This window comes from Plectonema cf. radiosum LEGE 06105, assembly GCF_015207665.1.
Taxonomy (GTDB): Bacteria; Cyanobacteriota; Cyanobacteriia; order Cyanobacteriales; family Nostocaceae; genus Rivularia; species Rivularia radiosa_A.
The window spans coordinates 47,931-66,902 of the sequence record NZ_JADEWL010000003.1; the positions used below are offsets into that span (position 1 = coordinate 47,931).

The following is an 18,972-nucleotide window of genomic DNA, read 5'->3' on the forward strand; positions in this document are numbered from 1 at the left end:
GCGTCTCTGTTTTTGTATTTAAGTATTTAATAAATGTATTGGAATTCAATTTGAACTCATTTAATTATTTTTTCTGGAATCAACTAAAAGACAATGTAGATAAAGATATACAAACAAAATACTATACAAAATTTAAGGAGAATAACAATGAGTTGGACAACAACAACAAAAAGAAAAGTAAAAGTACCAGATTATGGTAGACCAAAAAGAAGAGAAATTGGTTTTTCCCAATATGTTAGTGCTAGAAAACAAGCTACAAAACCGAATCAAATCAGATAATGTAATTAAATATTCATATCAATAATGTAGAGACGTAATATATTACGTCTCTTCTTATATATTACGTCTCTTCTTATATATTACCTCTCTTCTTATTTTGTAAATAAACGAGAAACCCAATATTTGGAAAACACCTGATTTTTTTAATCGCTGTTCTATTTATTTTTCATCGGACTTTTAGCTTGTTCTAAAGCAATTTCTTTTATCGCTTGATATGAATTAATATTTGCAGAACCTTCAATAGCTTTAACAGCTAAATCCTGTACTTGTTTCAAGGCTGACTCAAGCTGTTTCGACAAGCTTTCAACTCTTGTTTCTTGATTGTTAATTGTTTGTTCTAAAGACTGTATTCTTTGTTCATAGAAAGCTTTTTGTCCCTCTACTTCTTTTGCAAGTAAATTAGCTTTAACTTTGGCTTGATAATGAGCAATACCTTTACCTTCTTCTGTGGCTTTTCTAATATCTACTTCTTTTTGCTGAGCAAAACTCTCTACTTTAATTTTTAATTCTTCAAACTGTTTTTCTTTTTCAGCAGTTGTATTTTCTCGTTCATTCCACTGTTTTTCTGTTTCTTGCTGAAATTCGTCCAATTGTTTATATAATTCCTTCTGCTGCTGTTCGTATAAATCTACTTCTAAATTGCGTTGTAATTCTAAATTGTACTTGTACTCAGAAGCATCTCGTTGACGATTTTTGAGGGAATTTTCATTTCGTTCTTTAATATTCTGCTGAGATTCTTCTTGTTGTTTTTGCCAAGCTTCTTTTAATTCTTGGATTTCTTGATTTAATCTTTCAGAAAGTTGGTTAAACTCTTGTTGGTAAGCTGAGTTGTTCTCTTCGTAACTTTGAATCAAATTATCTAAAGTATCTTCAGCAACTTCTAAATTATGTAACTGCTGCAATTGCTGCAATTGTTCTTCTACAATTTGCTTTATTTCTGCTAATCTAGAAGCTTTTGTAGTCAATTGTTCGGATAATTCATTTGCAGCACTACCAAAACCTAACTGAATTTTTGCTAAGTTTTCAATGGTAAAATTCATTTTCTGCTGCACTTTAGAGTATTGATTTACTACAGTTTTTTCCGGTGTTTTAAAATTATCTGACTTGACAGAATTACTAGATTTGATAAGTTGCTCGACTTGCTTTTTTAGTTCTAATCTTTCTTTTTCCAACTCATCATAAGCTTGCAAAATTTCATTTTTAGTATTCTTCTGATTAATTTTATTTACAGACATAATAATACTCCAAAAAATGTGTAATTTGAATGCTCGTCACAGTAAACAGAGAATTTACTACTCCCTGTTCTCTACTTATTAGAACTATCAAAAGCTCTCATTGCTAAATCTTTTGCTTGCTTCAAAGTTTCTTGTAATTGATTGGAAATACTTTCAATTTGCTGATTTTGTCTTTCAATCGTCTGTTCTAAAGAGGTAATTTTCAATTCATAGCTTTGTTTGCTACCTTCCCACTCTTTCTCAAACAAATCTGCTTCCACTTTGGCTTTTTGAGAAGTGTCTTTTATTGCTTCTTCTCTTGCTTTTTTAACCTCTGTATCTAACTCAGCAGGGAAAGATGCTACTTTTTTTTGATATTCTTCCAATAAAGGTTGACGTTGTTTAATAATTTTTTCTCTTTCTACCCAATCTTTTTCTTTCTGACGAGTAACTGCTTGTATTTCTCTTTCTAATTGACGCTTTGTTTCTCGGTAACTATCTTCGTTAATTTTGCGGGAATTTTCTAACTTATATTGATATTCTTCTTGCTCTTTTTCGCGATTCTTGGCTAATAATTCGTTGTAAGCTTGTTCTGCTTCTGCAAACTTGGCTTGTTCTTTTTCTAATTCCTGAAGCGTTTGCTGCTTATCTTTTTCTAATGCTTCTCTTTTTTTATTAGTATCTTCTTGTAATTTTCTTAAATTCTCTTGATGTTCTTGAGTTAAAACATCTAAAGTATCTGCAACAACTCTGATTTTCTGCAATTGTTGTAAATATTGAGTTTCAACCTCAATTGCACGATTTAACTCGTCTAATTTTGAGTTTTCCTTAGCTAGCTTTTCTGAAAGCTCGTTAACAATACTACCAAATTCTAACTGTAAATCTGCTAATCCTTTGACAATACTATCAACCGTATATGCTGAAGCTGCGGTTAAAATTTGCTTGTCTTTTTCTTTTTCAGCTTCTTCCTGTTTAGTTGCAATTTTTGAATCTAATTTTTGCTTTTCTGCAATAATTTGCTCAAATGCTTGCATCAATTGTTGTTTAGTATCCTTGACTCCAACTGTATTCATTTTTTGATTCCTATTAATTATCTTTGTTTGATGATTTTCTTCTAAATAACCTTACAAAGACATACTCCTTGCTATTTTAGAGTAGCCTTTGAAACATCCTTGTTAGCGCAGTGGAAACACCGAAATAGTTCAGCCACCTACAACTAATAAGATTGTTACTCATAGTATAGTATTTATGTACTATTGATGTTAGTCGAATTAAAATACTTTTGTCAAGAACTAATCCTACTCCCCCTGCAAAATCACAAAAAAAAGTAAAGCAGCCACTAGTTTTTGACTGATTTTTGCGGTAGTGTTTTATAATAAAGAAAATGCTGTTACATATGTTACACTTTTCATCAATTAAATGACTGTAAGCTACGTAAAATTGCTCAAAAGCCACAGATAAATAGTTACAAGTAAAATCCTCATATTTTTGTAAGTCAATGTATACAAATGAATCCACGAAGTACGCTTCGGCGGGGGATATCAGACAAAGAAATCGCGTTCTGGTGGTAGAGGATGAAGAATTAATCAGGGAAATGCTAGTTTTGGCTTTGGAGGAAGAAGGCTATGAAGTGCAAATTGCCACTGATGGACGTTTAGCCATAGAGCAACTCCAAAGTTTGGAGGCAAATAATCATGAGGCTGGTTTCGATTTAGTCCTTTTAGATTTAATGTTGCCTCAAATTAATGGATTAGATATTTGTCGGTTAGTGCGTCATCAAGGAAACCCAGTACCAATTTTAATGCTAAGTGCCAAAGGTAGCGAAACCGACCGAGTTTTAGGTTTAGAAGTGGGGGCTGATGATTATCTAACCAAGCCATTTAGTATGAGAGAGTTGGTAGCCCGTTGTCGAGCGCTGTTACGCCGTCAGCGTTTAAGTACTACTACCCAAGCTCCAGTCTTAAATCATAAAGAAATTACTTTATATCCTCAAGAATGCCGCGTTTTGGTTCGTGGAGAAGAAGCGAACTTATCGCCCAAAGAATTTCGCTTGCTGGAACTATTTATGAGTTATACTCGTCGCGTATGGTCGCGAGAACAGTTGCTTGACCAGGTATGGGGACCTGATTTTGTTGGAGATAGCAAAACTGTAGATGTTCATATCCGCTGGTTGCGGGAAAAAGTAGAAATAGACCCTTCCCGTCCGGAATATATTGTTACAGTTAGGGGTTTTGGGTATAGATTTGGGTAATTGTTAGTTATTATTTGTCCCAACGCAAATTACCAATTGTGATGCTGTTACTGGGATTTATCTTAGGTTTAGGGCTAAGCATCTGCTTATGGGTGTGGCATACAATACAATTTCACCGCTACTTTGGACGTTTTGATTCTTCAAAAAAGAGTTTTTTCGCTCAGGTTGCGGTATCGTCATTTCGTGGATGGCAGCATAAGTTTGCTCGATTAAAAAAACAGCAACAATGCTTAGAAGAACAACTACAAAGTTACCAAAACTTGTTAGAACAGGCACCGCTAGGCTATTTACAAGTTGATGAAGAAAATCAATTACTTTGGTGCAACGAACAAGCTCGGCAAATGTTGTTTTTAGAAAAATGGCAACCCGGACAAGTGCGCTTGTTATTAGAGTTGGTGCGTTCCTACGAACTTGACCGTTTAATCGAAAAAACTCGCGATCGCCATTCTTCCCAAGAGAGGGAGTGGGTGTTTCACCCCTCTTGTGAGAATGCCGAAGCAATGTTACAACAAAAATCTGTGGTTTTGCGAGCTACCGGCTTGCCATTACCCCAGGGTCAAGTAGGAGTATTTCTGGAAAATCGTCAGCAACTACTGGAAATGAGCCAAGCACGGGATAGAACTTTGTCAGACCTAGCCCATGAACTCAGAACACCACTAACTTCTATTCGTTTAGTTGTGGAAACTTTACAAGACCGTGTAAGTCCACCTTTAAATCGTTGGATTAATCGCCTTCTCAAAGAAGTTGACCGACTCATTGAGCTAGTACAAAGTTGGTTAGACCTGACTCGACTCGAAACTAATCCCGCAACTCAGTTAAATTGCCAGCCTTTAGAAATCAAAGAGTTGATTAACTCTGTTTGGGAAAGTTTAGAACCTATAGCGCAGCGTCAAAAAGTTCAACTTGCCTTTACTGGTATTCAAGATGCCTGGGTAAATGCTGATAAATCCCGGCTTTACCAAGTGTTTTTTAATTTAATTCATAACAGTATAAAATACAGTCCTCCGGGTGGATTTATCCGAGTGGAAGTTAATGTTAATCTAACTTTAGAAGAAAAGAATAAAATTCAATCTGAAAGTTCGGCATTTCTACAAATAAGCATTATAGATTCTGGCGTAGGTTTTGCCCAAGAGGATTTACCCCACATATTTCAGAGATTTTACCGAGGAGACAAAGCACGTTCTCGCTCTATAAAAGAGGAGGAAGATTCAACTTTAGATGGAAGCGGCTTAGGATTAGCTATTGTTTATCAAATTTTAGCCGCTCACGGGGGTACTATCAAAGCTATGAATCATCCACAAACAGGTGGTGCTTGGCTACAAATTCATCTCCCCCAAGTCATGGCAAAATCCGTAACTCAAGATTATATTTAATAAAATAACTTCATGTTTGAAACTACAAGCGTGAAAGCTCTCCTAAGTCGTCCAAATTTTGTAAGACCTCATCTAGCACGCGATATTAGGCGGCTAGAAAGAGATGTATTGCGTATGGGTGCTTTGGTAGAACAATCATTTCGTCTGACACACCAAGCATTATTCGCCCGCGATTTATCAGTAGCCGAACAGCTGCCATTATTAGATAAGAAAATAGACCGATACTATAAACAAATAGAAGCAGAATGTACGGCGATTATGACATTACAATCGCCCTCTGAGCAAGATTTACGTTGCTTGAGTGCTTTTATGCAGTTAGTGCGCGATTTAGAACGTATTGGCGATTATGCCGAAGATTTAAGCGAAATAGCTGTAAAAATCTTTCCCTACGAGCCTCATTCGTGCATTCCAGAAATTGCGGTGATGTCTCGTCACGCTCAAGCAATGTTAGCAACGAGTTTGGGAGCATTAGCGGATCTAGATGAAGTTGGTGCAAAAAGTATAAAAGTACTAGATGACGCAGTAGATGAAGCTTATGAACGAGTTTACGAGACTTTAGCAAATCAACGAGATATTCAAGGTTCTGTAGAACCAATTGTATTATTAGCATTAGCGATTCGTTGTTTAGAACGAATGGCAGACCACGCAACCAATATTGGTCAAAGAGTGGCTTATATTGTTACAGGTCAGCGGTCTTAATGTTTTCTTTATATTTCATCAAATAGTTAATCGTCAACAGTAGAATTTGAATTCTCAATTATTGTTGTAAATAAGACCAATTGCCAAAATACTTACGATGGACAACCTACTCGTGCTATATACATCCTCTCCTTAGTAAGGAGAGGATTTTTTGTTTGCGTAGTCCGAGAACCCAGCTTGATCGAAAATTGGTGTAACATTGCTATGACCCTTGGATTCAAAAATCTAACCTACGTAAAAATATACAGTAAAAAGTAACACTAATAAAAAATATTTTATAGCTGTCTAATAGAATAAATACAGTTCTTAAAAACACATATACAAAATTTTTATCTAAGCATAAATACTAGTAATTATTTAGAAGAAGAACGAAGTTGCAATCAGGTGCTGTTTTATGAAAGCTTTACTATTAATAGATTATTTGTCTCTCCAAAAAACAAATAAAACATGAAAAATATTTGACACTTTGAATAATTATCTGTTTAAATGAACACAGATTTATCCGTAAAAATAAAGCGGTAATTACTGTATTTTTACAAGTGATAAATAAAAAAGACACAACCAAAAATTTTGTTACCTAACTTACTTTTTACTTGAAGCTTACCTATTCTTAAACTTCCACCATTAAAGTAACGAAGGCAAGATAAAAATGTTTTCTATCTAACTTAAAATGCTGGTGTAATTAAAAAAAAACTGATGAGTATCAAACGTCGTGATTTTTTGCTGTTGATGGGAGCGAGCGCGGGTGCAGTAGCGCTGAATTCGCTGTCAGGGTGCGATCAAAAAGTAACAGTGCAGCCTAATGGTTCACAAGCAAAAGCTTTATCCGTATTTAAACCTATAAAAGGCCCGATTCCATTACAAACTGCCGGGTTTAATCCCGAACAACAGCAAGAAGCTTATCGTAACTACGAAGTAGTTGATGATTTAGTATTACCCGATGGTTTTGAATACCAAATTATTGCTGCTTGGGGCGATAAAGTCGGCGATTCTCGATTTGGCTACAACAACGATTATTTATCGTTTGTACCAACAGGAGAAAACGAAGGATATCTCTCAGTTAATTTTGAGTACATTAGCGCTATTCCTTGGATGCAAACTTACGCGAAGGTAATCGGCAAATCATTACCCTTCGATCAGGTAATTGCCAAACTAAGCGCGGATTCCCAGGGGAAAGGTGAGATAAACGCTTATGGTTTGAGTGAAGATGAGCCGTTAAAAGCGAACATACGGCAAATCTGTTCCGAAGCATTATTAGATCAGGGATTAGGTATTATCTCCATCCGTAAAAATGCTGATGGAAAATGGGAACGCACTAACAGCAATGCAGATAGACGCATCAGCGGAATTTCCGGTTTAGAAGACGGACGTTATCTCAAAGCAACTGGTCCGGCTGTAAATATATTTCGCAAACAGCAAGGACTTGGTTACAACGATAAACTTGGCGATCGCATAATTGGGACTTTTGGCAATTGTGCAGGTGGAACCACACCTTGGGGAACAGTGCTGAGTGCGGAAGAAAATTTTCAATCTCAGGTACCCGAACCAGTTTACGCAGATGGAACCTCCTTTGAACCAGACAAAGTTGGTTTTACCATAGCCGAAGGAGATTTATACGGACAAGGTAACGTTTTTGGACTTGCGGGGAACAAATACGGTTGGATAGTAGAAGTAGATCCAGCTAACCCCAACGATTATGGGACAAAACATAGTTGGTTAGGACGCTACCGTCATGAAGCCGTAGGAGTGCGTGTCGAATCAGGAAAGCCTCTAGCGTTTTATTCGGGGTGCGATCGAAGAGGTGGACACGTTTATAAATTCGTTAGTAAGGATAAAGTTTCCGATCCGCAAGACAAAGCTAATTCTCAGCTACTTTCTGAGGGAATGCTTTACGCAGCCAAATTCGACGCTAACGGTACGGGTAAATGGATACCTTTAAATGCAGATACCTCTGTAAATCCAGAGCTTCCTAGCAATATTGCTGGAAATCTAATTAATTTACCATTAGGAACACAATCATCAGGGGACAAGCGAACACTCTTTGAAGTTCCACAACCGATTCAAGGCAATTATTTAGCAGCGTCAAAAGACGAAGAAGTTACTAAATATAAGCAACAGTTCAAAAAACTCGGCGATTTATACACAGGTAACGACGAAGAAAAGCAGGGTGCAATATTAATTGACGCGCATTATGCTGCTAATGCTGTGGGTGCAACTTGTACAGCTCGTCCGGAAGACACCGAAATTGCACCGAATGGAGACTTGTATATTTGCTTTACCTCCGGTACTCCTAGTAAAGAGGGCGGTGCCGATAGCAGAGTTTTCCAAGGTCCGAAAGGTGAAGTTGGTTACGAATATGGATGGGTAATGCGTCTCACAGAAGACAAGAATGACCCAGCAGCCATGACTTTTAAATGGGAAATGATTGGTACTGGTGGTGAACCTGCGAGTGGCGGGATGGGTTTTGCAAACCCCGATAACCTGCTAATCGATAAAGGTGGTAATCTCTGGATGGTCACGGATACTTCAACATCGAAACTAAATAGTGCCGTCAAAAGTCGTACCGACGAGGAAGGTAAAACTGCAAATATATCAGGATTATTTGGCAATAATACTATTTGGTATATTCCCACAAACGGTGAAAATGCAGGTAAAGCCTTCTTATTTGGCATCGGACCGATGGAGTGTGAAACAACCGGACTTTATTTTACTCCCGACGAGCAAACGATGTTTCTTGCCATCCAGCATCCTGGAGAAGCCAACGGTACTCGCTTAAATCAAGCTTCGGAAAACCGAGACTATCTTGTGTATACCACTACTGGAGAAGAGTTCGCACAAAGCCGTAAAGTCCCCATTGGTTCTAACTGGCCCGACAAAAGCTCAGACGCTCCTCCCAAGCCAGCGGTTATTTATATCACTAAAACCTCATGAACTTAGTTGCTAATTATTATCAATTAGTTTAGAATTAGTTCCATTGTGATTATAAACACGGCAAATTTACTTTTTCTGAGATAAATTTGCAAGTAAAGATAAAAGAACTTTAACGTTCTCATAAACACAAAGTAGTGAATTTACGCAATAATGGTATTTGTCATGCCTAATTATTAGTGGCTAAATATACTTGCAACCCCTATTATTACTGCTAACCATTTATAGCTCTCCTAAGAGACTTCTCGAGCCAGCAGCAGTATGTCTTTTTCAAGGGATTTACTCTAGATGAACTATATAATTACCAACAATTCATCTATAGAATAGCAGAGTTCCTTGAAACACTTCATCTACCTTTTGGCTGAGCCAAAAAAACTAACTAGAGTTCTTTGCGAATACAAATCGCTAAGCGCATGAGTTAAATCCTAAATTGATTTGACCATATTTACAGGGTGGTGGCAAATCGATGGAATACCTTTGAACGCTTTTAAATCAAGCAAATACAAACCTTACCAATTACGGAATCTTTGATAATGTATTCTACAAATCGCCCTGGCAACAGTAACTTTTCGCAAAACGCTAACAACAACGCCAATAACACTAACAGCAGTTCTCTGCCACAAAGATTATTTACACGTCGCGAAGTGATTCCACCACGTAACGATGTATTATGGCGGATTGAGCGGGGTGCAATCCGGACATTAACCTGGAGTGAAGATGGGGCATTTATCACTCTGGGTTACTGGGGTCCGGGAGATTTGGTTGGCTATCCACTTTCGAGAGTTAAACCTTACCAAATCGAATGTCTGACCAGCGTTGAAGTAAGCGTTCTACCACCTCAAATGTGGCAGCAAGACGTTGAAGCCTTGATATCTCACATTCAACAGTCAGAAGAGTTATTAAGTATAGTACATCGTAAACCAATTTCGCTACGTTTGTGGCAATTTTTGGTCTGGTTGGGTGAAAAATTTGGTCGTGAAGTAGAACAAGGTAAACTTATCGACCTGAACGTTACCCATCAAGAGATGGCAGAAGTGTTAAATACAACACGTGTTACCGTAACTCGTTTGTTGCAACAGTTTGAAGACGAACAGAATATAGTACGTCACAAACGTCGTATCATTCTACGTTTACCGAATAAAGACGGTAGAAAATAATCACCAATGTTAGGTGGTTTACACTGTTAACTACTTAACATTTTTTTGGTACAATTAGCTTGTTTATTCATAAGTAAAATCCCTTAAACTAATCTTAATTTAAGGGTACAACTTATGATTTAATAAATAAATAAACATAATTGTATCGGTGTGTGTGGGAAGATGAGAAAAACTATTTGGAATATTCTGAAGCTGAGTCCGGTTATAGTAGCAGCAACATTTTTTAGTGCTAATGGTGCAATAGCAGAAGAAATTAACGAACAAGTAACACCTGTTGCTGAGTTGTCTGAAGAAACAAGCCCTATGGGTCAGGTAACATCAGTATCGCAGTTTTCTGACGTACAGCCAACAGATTGGGCATTTCAAGCGTTGCAATCATTGGTAGAGCGTTACGGTTGTATTGCAGGTTATCCCAACGGTACATATCGGGGAAATCGGGCTTTAACTCGTTATGAATTTGCCGCAGGTTTGAATGCTTGTTTGGATAGAGTTAATGAGCTGATTGCCACAGCGACAGCGAATATAGTTACTAAAGAAGACTTAGCAACTTTACAACGTTTACAAGAAGAATTTAGTGCAGAACTAGCTACCTTACGAGGTAGGGTAGATGCAGTTGAAGCACGTACTGCTGAGATAGAAGCAAATCAGTTTTCAACTACTGCCAAATTAAACGGTGAAGTAATATTTGCTTTATCTCAAGCTTTTGGCGACCAGGTAGCAGGTAGTACTGAAGATTTAGATACTAATACTACCTTTACCGATCGGGTGCGTTTAAATATAGATTCGAGCTTTACAGGTTCGGATAGATTAAGAGTCCGTCTCGAAGCTAGAAATGTAACCCAATATAATACAAGCCGAACTGGCACAAACATGACTCGTTTGGGCTTTGATGGGGAAGATGATAACGACTTTGAAATTGGTGAATTATGGTACGAATTTCCCCTCGGCGATGCTCTAAGAGTACATATTGATGCCGTAAGTGGTGAATACAACGATAATATAAACAACTTTCACCCGGCTTTTGAAAGCAGCGGTGGTGGTGCAATATCGCGTTACGGACGTTTTAGTCCCATTTACCGCCAAGGTGATGGTGCTGGTATAACCTTAACTTTCGCTCCCGAATCACCCATTAGCGCATCGGTTGGTTACTTAGCAGAAGACAACAGCAACCCCGGATTGGGTACGGGAGTTTTTAATGGTTCCTATGCAGCCATCGGTCAAGTTGCTTTTCAGCCGAGTAAATCATTTGGTGTAGGTTTAACTTACGCTCGTACCTATCAAAATAGTCAAGGTGGCGTTAACCTATTTGATTCTACAGGTAGCGCTTTTGCCAATAACCCCTTTGCTATTATTGATGATGATGGTGATGATGTTGGTTTTGCAACTACGGCTAACCACTACGGTGTCCAAGCGTCAGTCAGCCCTAGCTCTAAGTTTGCTGTTTCGGGTTGGGCTGGTTTTACAGACGCTACAGCTAAAGCCGGACCAAATGCAGGTGCTGATGCAGAAATGTTCTATTGGGCAGCTTCCTTGGCTCTCAGAGACCTTGGTACTAGAGGAAGTACCCTTGGTATAATCTTTGGTCAACCACCCAGAGTCACTAACAATGATATTACTGATAGAGAAGATCCAAATACTTCTTATCATCTAGAAGCACTTTACAAGTTACCCATCAACGATAATATTGCCATTACTCCTGGAGTGTTGGTTATTTTCAATCCGGAACACAATAATGATAATGACACTATTTATGTAGGTACCCTGCGTACTACTTTTAAATTCTAAGATTGTGTCAGCAATCATATCTCAGAAGTCGGGTTTTTAACTCGAATATTCTCTTAGAAAACACAATTATCCTCAAAACCCGACTTCTTACTCACACCTAGGACTAGAAGTCGGGTTTTTAACTTGAATATTCTCTGAAAAAACACAATTATCCTCAAAACCCGACATATAACCCTCACCTAGTGGTCCATGTCATTAGTTATGATGGCTTAATTAATATAACCTTACTAGTAGTCGGATTTTACCAGAAATCTTGTAGAGACGTTATATATAACGTCTCTACATTACGTCAGTAGACAAACAAAACCAATCAAAACTAATGAAAAGTACCACTAGTACTCAATGTCATTAATTTTAATGAGTTGGGTCTTAGTCCTCTTAAGAGGACGGGAGCTATTAGACGGGGAATTTTATTCCCCGACAAGTTCGGACATAAACCCCGCAAAACTAATGACGCAGACCACCAGGACTAGAAGTCGGGTTTTTAACCCAAATATTCTCTGAAAAAACACAATTATCCTCAAAACCCGACTTCTTACTTAACCAAACCTAAGCCAAAATTTAATCTAATTTACAAAATAAAATATAGATAGTGATAAAAAATACTAACTTAATAGAATAATTTTGATATAAAACTTTAGAGAAGCAAGCTCTTGGCTATTCCCTACTCCCTACTCCATACTCCCTTAATTTATTAATATTCTACAGCCCAGGGATTAATCTAAAAAAATTATAAATATGGAAAAGGTATGTTAGTTGACTTGTTTTAACTACTAGTATTGTCTTTTAATTTAATACAACAACTCCCAGCAAATATTCGTAAAAGAAAACACGAATAATTGAATGGTGGTTGAAACGGTAGGTGTGAGTGAGAGAGAAAAAAAATGACAAAGCTTTTTTGGAACGTTTTTAAATTAAGTCCAATAGTTCTTGCTGCAACATTTTTCGCTGCTAACAGCGCATTCGCTGGTGAAGTAAGTGAAAAATCCACTTCTGTTGCTGAGCTATCGGTCGAATCGAACAACATCGGTCAAGTAACATCCGTTTCCCAGTTTTCCGACGTACAGCCCACCGATTGGGCATTCCAAGCATTACAATCTTTGGTTGAGCGCTACGGTTGTATAGCTGGTTATCCTAACGGAACCTTCCGTGGAAACCGTGCTTTAACCCGTTATGAATTTGCAGCTGGTTTGAACGCTTGTTTAGATCGGATTAACGAATTGATTGCGATCGCAACCGAAAGAGTTGGTTCTGGTGACTTAGAAACCTTGAAGCGCTTGCAAGAAGAGTATGCTGCGGAATTGGCTACTCTACGCGGTCGTGTAGATGCTTTGGAGTCCCGTTCTGCTAAATTGGAAGCTAATCAGTTCTCCACAACTGCTAAGTTGAAAGGTGAAGCTATCTTTGCTGTCGCTGGTGCTTTTGGTGATAGCGTAGATAATGACAACGTAACTCTATCCAACCGCGTTCGTTTGGACTTTGATAGCAGTTTCACTGGTAAAGACAAGTTAAGAGTTCGTTTGCAGGCTCGGAATACTCCTGAGTTCGATGGTGATGTCACTGGTACCAGAATGACCCGTTTAGGCTTTGATGGTGAGGATGGAAACAATTTTGAACTCACTGAATTAAACTACAGCTTCAAGCCTGCTAAGGGAGTTATGGTTAAGATTGACGCTAACGAAGCCGATCTTAACGACAACGTTAACGTATTCAACCCCTTATTGAGCAGTAGTGGTAGTGGTGCTATCTCCCGTTACGGACGTTTCAGCCCTATCTATCGCTCTGCTAGTGGTGACGCTGGTGTAACAGCTGTGTTGGGTGGTAAAAATTCTCCCATCAAATTGAGCGGATCTTATACCTCCGGTAATCCATCTAACACCGATAATGGTTTTTTCAATGGCAGCAATGCTTTCTTAGGTCAGATCGAAATCCAGCCTATAAAAGCTTTGAGCATCGGTGCAACCTATGTGCGTCGTTTTGATGCTGGCAATCCTACTGATTCCGACGACCTACCGGACACCAACGTAACTGGTAGCACAGGTGCTAACGGTACTAGAAGACCTTTTGGTAATGTTGCAACTAAATCCAATCACTACGGTGTACAAGCTGCGTTACAACTCAACAAAACTACAACTGTTGGTGGTTGGTACGGTTTTGTTGATGCCGATCAAGAAAATGGTGCTGGAGATTCAGAAATTCAGTACTGGGCTGCTACACTCGGCATGAAAGACTTTGGTGCTAAGGGTAATACCTTGGGTCTAATCTTCGGTCAACCTCCCAAGATAACCCAAATCAGTAATTTTGGAACTGCTACTAAAGACGAAGATACTTCTTACCATTTAGAAGGTCTTTACAAGATGAGTATTAACGACAGAATTTCTATTACTCCTGGCTTGTTGGTAATCTTCAATCCTGAACACAACAACGATAACAGCACCGTTTACGTTGGTACACTACGTACAACCTTTAAGTTCTAAATCGGTATCGATAAAAGACTTCAAAATATAGCCCTTTTCGGTTGAGTGCAATACACTTCGTAGAACCTCGCCCCGCCTCCGGCACCCCTCTCCTTACTAAGGAGAGGGGAAGGGGGTGAGGTTTTAGTGTATTGGACTCAACTGAAATTTGCTATATACAAAGGTTTACTTAATTGCGGTATCTTAAAATGCAGCAGCATCGAAAATTTGCTCTACAGTTAAATTTAATTCAGGAAATGCTTTTGATTGAATAGCTTAAATAATCAATAATCCAGTATTCGGGTATGCCAATAGTTTCTGTTAGTATTTTAGGTAGGGTTTGAGTCATTTTTCCTCTTTAAAATTGATTATTGTGGCGTAATTGGTGAATTATCTACAGGTGGTCTATCATTACTCCAAGCCCACCATATATGACCACAGTTACAATAGTAAAATTCCTGCCATTTGCGGCGATACTGCTCTGTAACTACAGGGGAACGTCTATTTATCCAAACCTTTTCGGCTTCGCGACTAGTTGAACCACATTTAGGGCAGCAAAATTCTAACGCATGAGTTGCCTCATTTGTCCATTGAGGAGGTAAGGGAGCAAAAGCATCCATAAAAATTAATGTTTAGTGGGAATGGGTAATTGGTAATTGGTAATGGGTAATTGGTAATTGGTAATTGGTAATTGGTAATGGGCTAATAATTTTACTTTACAGAAAAACAAGAAAATATTATCAACAATAAAAAATAGCAACCCGCAAGGATTAGGATTTAGCAAAAAGGTTCCAATTATCTCTAAACTACACACCCTACAATCTTACCCAATTACCCATTCCCCATTACCAATTACCCTTCTTTAAAATATGGAGCCAAAAGTAGAAATTCGTCGGTTGTTAGATTTAATGCCTGCTTCTGCTATAAATACAGTAAAAATTCTGAGTAAAGCCGAACAGGAAAAGGTAATTGATGCATTTTTACCCTTACCTTGGCATCGAGAAAGATTGATATATATTAACTTTGATTTGTGGCGTAATCTGACAAAAGCACAAAGAGACTTGCTTTTATTACGTACTGTTAGCTGGTTAATAGAGGTACGGTGGTTTAAGCCCGATATATATCAAGGCGTTGTGCTGATTGGATTATTTGGTGGGTTGATAGAATCGGCTCAAGGTGATGTAGTGGGTGTTGTTACATCTGCTGGATTAAGCGCGATCGCCATGCTCCGAATTGTACGTAACAATCGTTCTCAAGAGTCGGAAATTGCTGCCGATTTAGCTGCGATTAGTTTAGTACAGCGACGAGGTTGCTCAGAAGCGGAAGCCGCAGAACATTTGTTAAAAGCGATCGAAGCTGTTGCTAAAGTTGAAAAACGTTCTAATATAAGTTTTATTGAGTTAATTCGTACTCAAAATTTGCGAACAATAGCAGGTTTTTCGGAGTTAGTTGACAGTTGATGGTTGATGGTTGATAGTTGTTGGTTGATGGTTGATGGTAACCTTTAACCTTTAACCTCTAACCTATAGACAATGATAAATTTTGTATTCATATCCGTTGATTCCTGGTAAAGCTTGAGTATCAGTAGTACAGGATGGTAGGGTTAATGGAGTCTTTTGAACTGTACGAAAGTTTGTTAACCAAAGGTCAAAAGGACGTGGTAATGTTTTGATTTTTTCGATTAAAGTTGCTGTCGCAGTGTCAAATTGTTGGTTTTCGGGAATAATTAAAAATTTAGCGTTTATGGGCGAATTAGTTTTTTGAATTTGTTTCGCTATACCCATGATTTCCCCAGTTTCTGCTAAGCTGCGATGCGTGTTAGCAATTAAAACGGGTTTGGTTTCAGATATATTTTCAATAATAGGAAGCAATAAATCTGGTCGGTAATATTTTTGATAACCAAGATTAGATACAACTGTAATTCCACTTAATAGTCCCATAATCCACATGATAGTTACAGCGCTTTTACCATTAACTTTGAATTGAGGAAAGGCTGGACTAGTAAAAATATTTTGATGCCAACAAGCGGCGAGTATAGCTCCTAACAACACCATGACAACAGGAAAATAAACGAAGTTATAACGAGCGCCTCTGGTAATATCTATACCAAAGAAATAAGTAATGATAAAAAATAAGGCAATTACTGATAATAAAATACCAGTAAATGTTTGAATCATCAGGTGATTTTCAGAGGATGAATACTGAATTTTGAAATTACGAAATATAATTGGTATTGCCCAAACAAAGAAGATTATCATTACTAATCCAGAAGCAATTACAATTCCTAGATGCGGTGATTCAACTGGGAGTAAAGAAATCATTGTAATCCAACCAGCTAATGATTGAAAAATCGGATTGAGTAAATCCAAAAAACTGCGATATGCCAAAGGCATCAAGCTCTGCTTATCGCTATTTTTTATCCATTGGGTTAATTCTCCTGTATAAGGATTATATAGAAATAAATTTAACCAAAATAAACCAGTACATATAGTACCAATAACTGCGGCGTAAATAGTCCACCATAATTTCAAATTAGTAATTCTCGATTCAGGATTAAGCCAATATTTCATCAACACGATGGCTTGACCACAAAGAATAAAAATGAAAAAATAATGAGTTGAAATTCCCATTACATTAATAACCAACCAAGCCAAAGCAATGGTAATAGGTAAAGGCTGTTGTTGTTGAATGCGACGTACAGCGACTACTAAGCAGCATAGCGAAGCAATTACCCATAAAACACCCAAAGTATAATGACGGGCTTCCTGAGCTAAAAAAATGCCGTAGGGAGACACAGCCATAAATGCAGCAGCTAGTTGTGCTATTAAAACAGAACGAAAACTCAGTCGTGCCAAACCGTAAATTACTGGAATCGAAGCAATACCAAAGATTGCACTAATACTACGGGCTGCAAAGATTAAATGTTGTTCTGGCCATAAAGATATCCACCAATGGGACAAAACAAAATAAACTGGTGGATGAATATCTTCTGTAAGTATTTTTTGCAATACCTCTTGAACAGCAAAGTTTTCCTTAATTTGTAGAGGTTGCAATAAAACATCAATACTTATTATTTGATTTAACGGTACTGTTTTAAAACTATTACCCAAACTAAAAACTATTGTCGCGAATTCATCAATCCAAACGGGTTTACTTGTCAAATTCGCAAAGCGCAAAACAGTGCCAACTAATATCGATATCGATAAAAGGATTAACTGATTGAATCTTTCTTGTGGGATAAATTTATCATTATTGTTTGAATTAAATTGCATATAAATATTAATATAAATAAAATTTTTTATTGAGTAAATTATTGAATTATGGCGAATATTACCAATTACCCATTCTAATCACGGATTAAAAAGGATTACACGGATTACACGGATTTTAATTACCTATTACCAATTACCAATTACCAATTACCCATTACCAATTACCAATTACCAATTCAATACTTACTTTACCTGGGTTACTCGCCAACTAAGTTTCAGATTTACCCAAAAATTCCAAACAGTAGCTACAGCAATGGCAATTAAATTAGCTATATAACGATTGGAAATTACAAAATTAAATATTAAATTCAACACTAATACATTAATAACTAATCCTGCTAAACAAATAATGTTGAATTTCAAAAATCTTTTCAAACGTTGTTTGAGTCCTTTTTGTTGCATCGCAACATCGGCAAAAGTCCAAGCGTCATTCCACAAAAAATTATTAAAAATCGCAATTTCTCCCGCAATAATTTTACTGCGAGTTAAAGGCAAAGCTAAAGTATTAGGGTCGCTGAGTAAGTAAAGTATTGTCATATCTACAAATACCCCGCTTAACCCTACCAAACCAAAGCGAATAAATCTACCGATGGGAAAACCCCTGCTTTGACTCAATTTTTCTTCAGTTTCCACAGAAAAACGCAACCTCAGTAAGTGTCGTATATAGTCAAGATAATGTTTCCAACTCACTTTGCTTTCTCCATCTTGACGCTCGCAAAATACATAACCGATTTCTACAATTTTGTTTACTCTTCCTCTTCCCAAAACTTCCAACAGAATTTTGTAGCCGATGGGGTTAAAAGTTATATTTTCTACGCAGTTACGACGTACCATAAAATAACCGCTCATTGGGTCGGAAACTCTACCAATAACTCGTGGTAAAATTATCAAACCTAATAGTTGAGCGCCGCGTGATAACAAACGACGCATAAAACTCCAGCTACTTACCCCACCACCTTCGATATGACGACTTGCCACTGCTAAATCATATTTTTCAATAGCTTTTAGTAGTTGTAACAATATATGGGGTGGATGTTGTAAATCTCCATCGATTACTCCTAATACCCTTCCTCTCGCACTTTGCCATCCACGAATTACAGCCGAAGAAAGTCCCCGTTCATTTTCCCGTCGCATCACCCGTAACTGCGGGAGTTCTGACATCATAGAGAAAGCAGCTTCCCAAGTACCATCCGGGCTATTATCATCAACTACAATTAATTCATAGTCTCCCGGTATACTTTCATCAAGCAAGCTAGTCAAAGTCCTGACGATTTTATTGATATTACCAGCTTCCAGGTAGGTGGGAATCACCAATGAAAACAGAATGCTTTGATTGCTAACATCGGCTTGTTGTGGTAATCGAGGAATTCGTAAAAAACCGCTCGGTACTGATAAAAGCTTCTTCGGTTGGATGATACTCATTTAGTGGATAGTGGATAGTGGTTAGTCGTTAGTGGATGGTGGACAGTTGACAGTTGACAGTTGACAGTTGATGGTTTAACTCAAAACTCAAAACTCAAAACTCAAAACTCCGGTGGTACTAACCATCAACTATCTT

At 37.7% G+C, this 18,972-nt stretch carries 14 protein-coding genes; 9 read left to right on the plus strand and 5 right to left on the minus strand.

Annotated features, from left to right (window positions below; genetic code table 11):
- The first annotated feature begins 147 nt into the window (after positions 1 to 147).
- Complete coding sequence (locus IQ247_RS33035) at positions 148 to 279, plus strand: hypothetical protein (RefSeq protein WP_265579653.1); 132 nt, start codon at positions 148 to 150, stop codon at positions 277 to 279.
- A 155-nt stretch (positions 280 to 434) separates the two neighbouring features.
- Here the strand turns inward: IQ247_RS33035 and IQ247_RS01420 are convergent, their stop codons facing one another.
- Entirely contained in the window at positions 435 to 1,514 is a 1,080-nt protein-coding gene (locus IQ247_RS01420; protein WP_193916237.1) for a coiled-coil domain-containing protein, read from the minus strand.
- A gap of 71 nt (positions 1,515 to 1,585) precedes the next feature.
- A complete protein-coding gene (locus IQ247_RS01425; protein ID WP_193916240.1) occupies positions 1,586 to 2,566 on the minus strand; it encodes a coiled-coil domain-containing protein in 981 nt (326 codons plus the stop codon).
- Between the two features lie 425 nt (positions 2,567 to 2,991).
- Between IQ247_RS01425 and IQ247_RS01430 the strand changes: the two genes are divergently transcribed.
- The 7 genes from IQ247_RS01430 (at position 2,992) to IQ247_RS01460 (ending at position 14,163) form a co-directional block, all read left to right on the plus strand.
- Positions 2,992 to 3,744, plus strand: a complete 753-nt coding sequence (locus IQ247_RS01430; RefSeq protein ID WP_193916243.1) for a response regulator transcription factor — start codon at positions 2,992 to 2,994, stop codon at positions 3,742 to 3,744.
- A 14-nt stretch (positions 3,745 to 3,758) separates the two neighbouring features.
- Positions 3,759 to 5,117: an ATP-binding protein gene (locus IQ247_RS01435; protein ID WP_228059389.1), complete on the plus strand. Its 1,359-nt coding sequence runs from the start codon at positions 3,759 to 3,761 to the stop codon at positions 5,115 to 5,117.
- 12 nt (positions 5,118 to 5,129) lie between these two features.
- Positions 5,130 to 5,816, plus strand: coding sequence for a phosphate signaling complex protein PhoU (gene phoU, locus IQ247_RS01440; RefSeq protein ID WP_193916246.1), 687 nt, complete (start codon positions 5,130 to 5,132; stop codon positions 5,814 to 5,816).
- 696 nt (positions 5,817 to 6,512) lie between these two features.
- Complete coding sequence (locus IQ247_RS01445) at positions 6,513 to 8,747, plus strand: PhoX family protein (RefSeq protein ID WP_193916249.1); 2,235 nt, start codon at positions 6,513 to 6,515, stop codon at positions 8,745 to 8,747.
- A 530-nt stretch (positions 8,748 to 9,277) separates the two neighbouring features.
- Entirely contained in the window at positions 9,278 to 9,901 is a 624-nt protein-coding gene (locus IQ247_RS01450) for a Crp/Fnr family transcriptional regulator (protein WP_193916252.1), read from the plus strand.
- Between the two features lie 162 nt (positions 9,902 to 10,063).
- Positions 10,064 to 11,686, plus strand: coding sequence for an iron uptake porin (locus IQ247_RS01455; protein ID WP_193916255.1), 1,623 nt, complete (start codon positions 10,064 to 10,066; stop codon positions 11,684 to 11,686).
- A gap of 884 nt (positions 11,687 to 12,570) precedes the next feature.
- The gene (locus IQ247_RS01460) at positions 12,571 to 14,163 is read left to right on the plus strand and encodes an iron uptake porin (RefSeq protein WP_193916258.1); all 1,593 of its coding nucleotides are present in this window, start codon (positions 12,571 to 12,573) and stop codon (positions 14,161 to 14,163) included.
- Between the two features lie 347 nt (positions 14,164 to 14,510).
- Here the strand turns inward: IQ247_RS01460 and IQ247_RS01465 are convergent, their stop codons facing one another.
- Positions 14,511 to 14,762, minus strand: coding sequence for a hypothetical protein (locus IQ247_RS01465; RefSeq protein WP_193916261.1), 252 nt, complete (start codon positions 14,760 to 14,762; stop codon positions 14,511 to 14,513).
- Between the two features lie 249 nt (positions 14,763 to 15,011).
- Between IQ247_RS01465 and IQ247_RS01470 the strand changes: the two genes are divergently transcribed.
- A complete protein-coding gene (locus IQ247_RS01470; protein ID WP_193916264.1) occupies positions 15,012 to 15,602 on the plus strand; it encodes a DUF3318 domain-containing protein in 591 nt (196 codons plus the stop codon).
- Positions 15,603 to 15,665: 63 nt separating this feature from the next.
- Here the strand turns inward: IQ247_RS01470 and IQ247_RS01475 are convergent, their stop codons facing one another.
- Both IQ247_RS01475 and IQ247_RS01480 read right to left on the minus strand, forming a co-directional pair.
- Positions 15,666 to 17,414 carry a glycosyltransferase family 39 protein gene (locus IQ247_RS01475; protein WP_228059390.1) on the minus strand — a complete coding sequence of 583 codons (1,749 nt, stop codon included), beginning with the start codon at positions 17,412 to 17,414 and terminating at the stop codon, positions 15,666 to 15,668.
- 183 nt (positions 17,415 to 17,597) lie between these two features.
- A complete protein-coding gene (locus IQ247_RS01480; protein ID WP_193916267.1) occupies positions 17,598 to 18,836 on the minus strand; it encodes a glycosyltransferase in 1,239 nt (412 codons plus the stop codon).
- Positions 18,837 to 18,972: the final 136 nt, after the last annotated feature.

Coding starts and splice junctions, on each gene's coding strand:
- IQ247_RS33035 (WP_265579653.1), top strand. CDS start 148: ATGAGTTGGACAACAACAACAAAAAGAAAAGTAAAAGTACCAGATTAT.
- IQ247_RS01420 (WP_193916237.1), bottom strand. CDS start 1,514: ATGTCTGTAAATAAAATTAATCAGAAGAATACTAAAAATGAAATTTTG.
- IQ247_RS01425 (WP_193916240.1), bottom strand. CDS start 2,566: ATGAATACAGTTGGAGTCAAGGATACTAAACAACAATTGATGCAAGCA.
- IQ247_RS01430 (WP_193916243.1), top strand. CDS start 2,992: ATGTATACAAATGAATCCACGAAGTACGCTTCGGCGGGGGATATCAGA.
- phoU (WP_193916246.1), top strand. CDS start 5,130: ATGTTTGAAACTACAAGCGTGAAAGCTCTCCTAAGTCGTCCAAATTTT.
- IQ247_RS01445 (WP_193916249.1), top strand. CDS start 6,513: ATGAGTATCAAACGTCGTGATTTTTTGCTGTTGATGGGAGCGAGCGCG.
- IQ247_RS01450 (WP_193916252.1), top strand. CDS start 9,278: ATGTATTCTACAAATCGCCCTGGCAACAGTAACTTTTCGCAAAACGCT.
- IQ247_RS01455 (WP_193916255.1), top strand. CDS start 10,064: ATGAGAAAAACTATTTGGAATATTCTGAAGCTGAGTCCGGTTATAGTA.
- IQ247_RS01460 (WP_193916258.1), top strand. CDS start 12,571: ATGACAAAGCTTTTTTGGAACGTTTTTAAATTAAGTCCAATAGTTCTT.
- IQ247_RS01465 (WP_193916261.1), bottom strand. CDS start 14,762: ATGGATGCTTTTGCTCCCTTACCTCCTCAATGGACAAATGAGGCAACT.
- IQ247_RS01470 (WP_193916264.1), top strand. CDS start 15,012: ATGGAGCCAAAAGTAGAAATTCGTCGGTTGTTAGATTTAATGCCTGCT.
- IQ247_RS01475 (WP_228059390.1), bottom strand. CDS start 17,414: ATGCAATTTAATTCAAACAATAATGATAAATTTATCCCACAAGAAAGA.
- IQ247_RS01480 (WP_193916267.1), bottom strand. CDS start 18,836: ATGAGTATCATCCAACCGAAGAAGCTTTTATCAGTACCGAGCGGTTTT.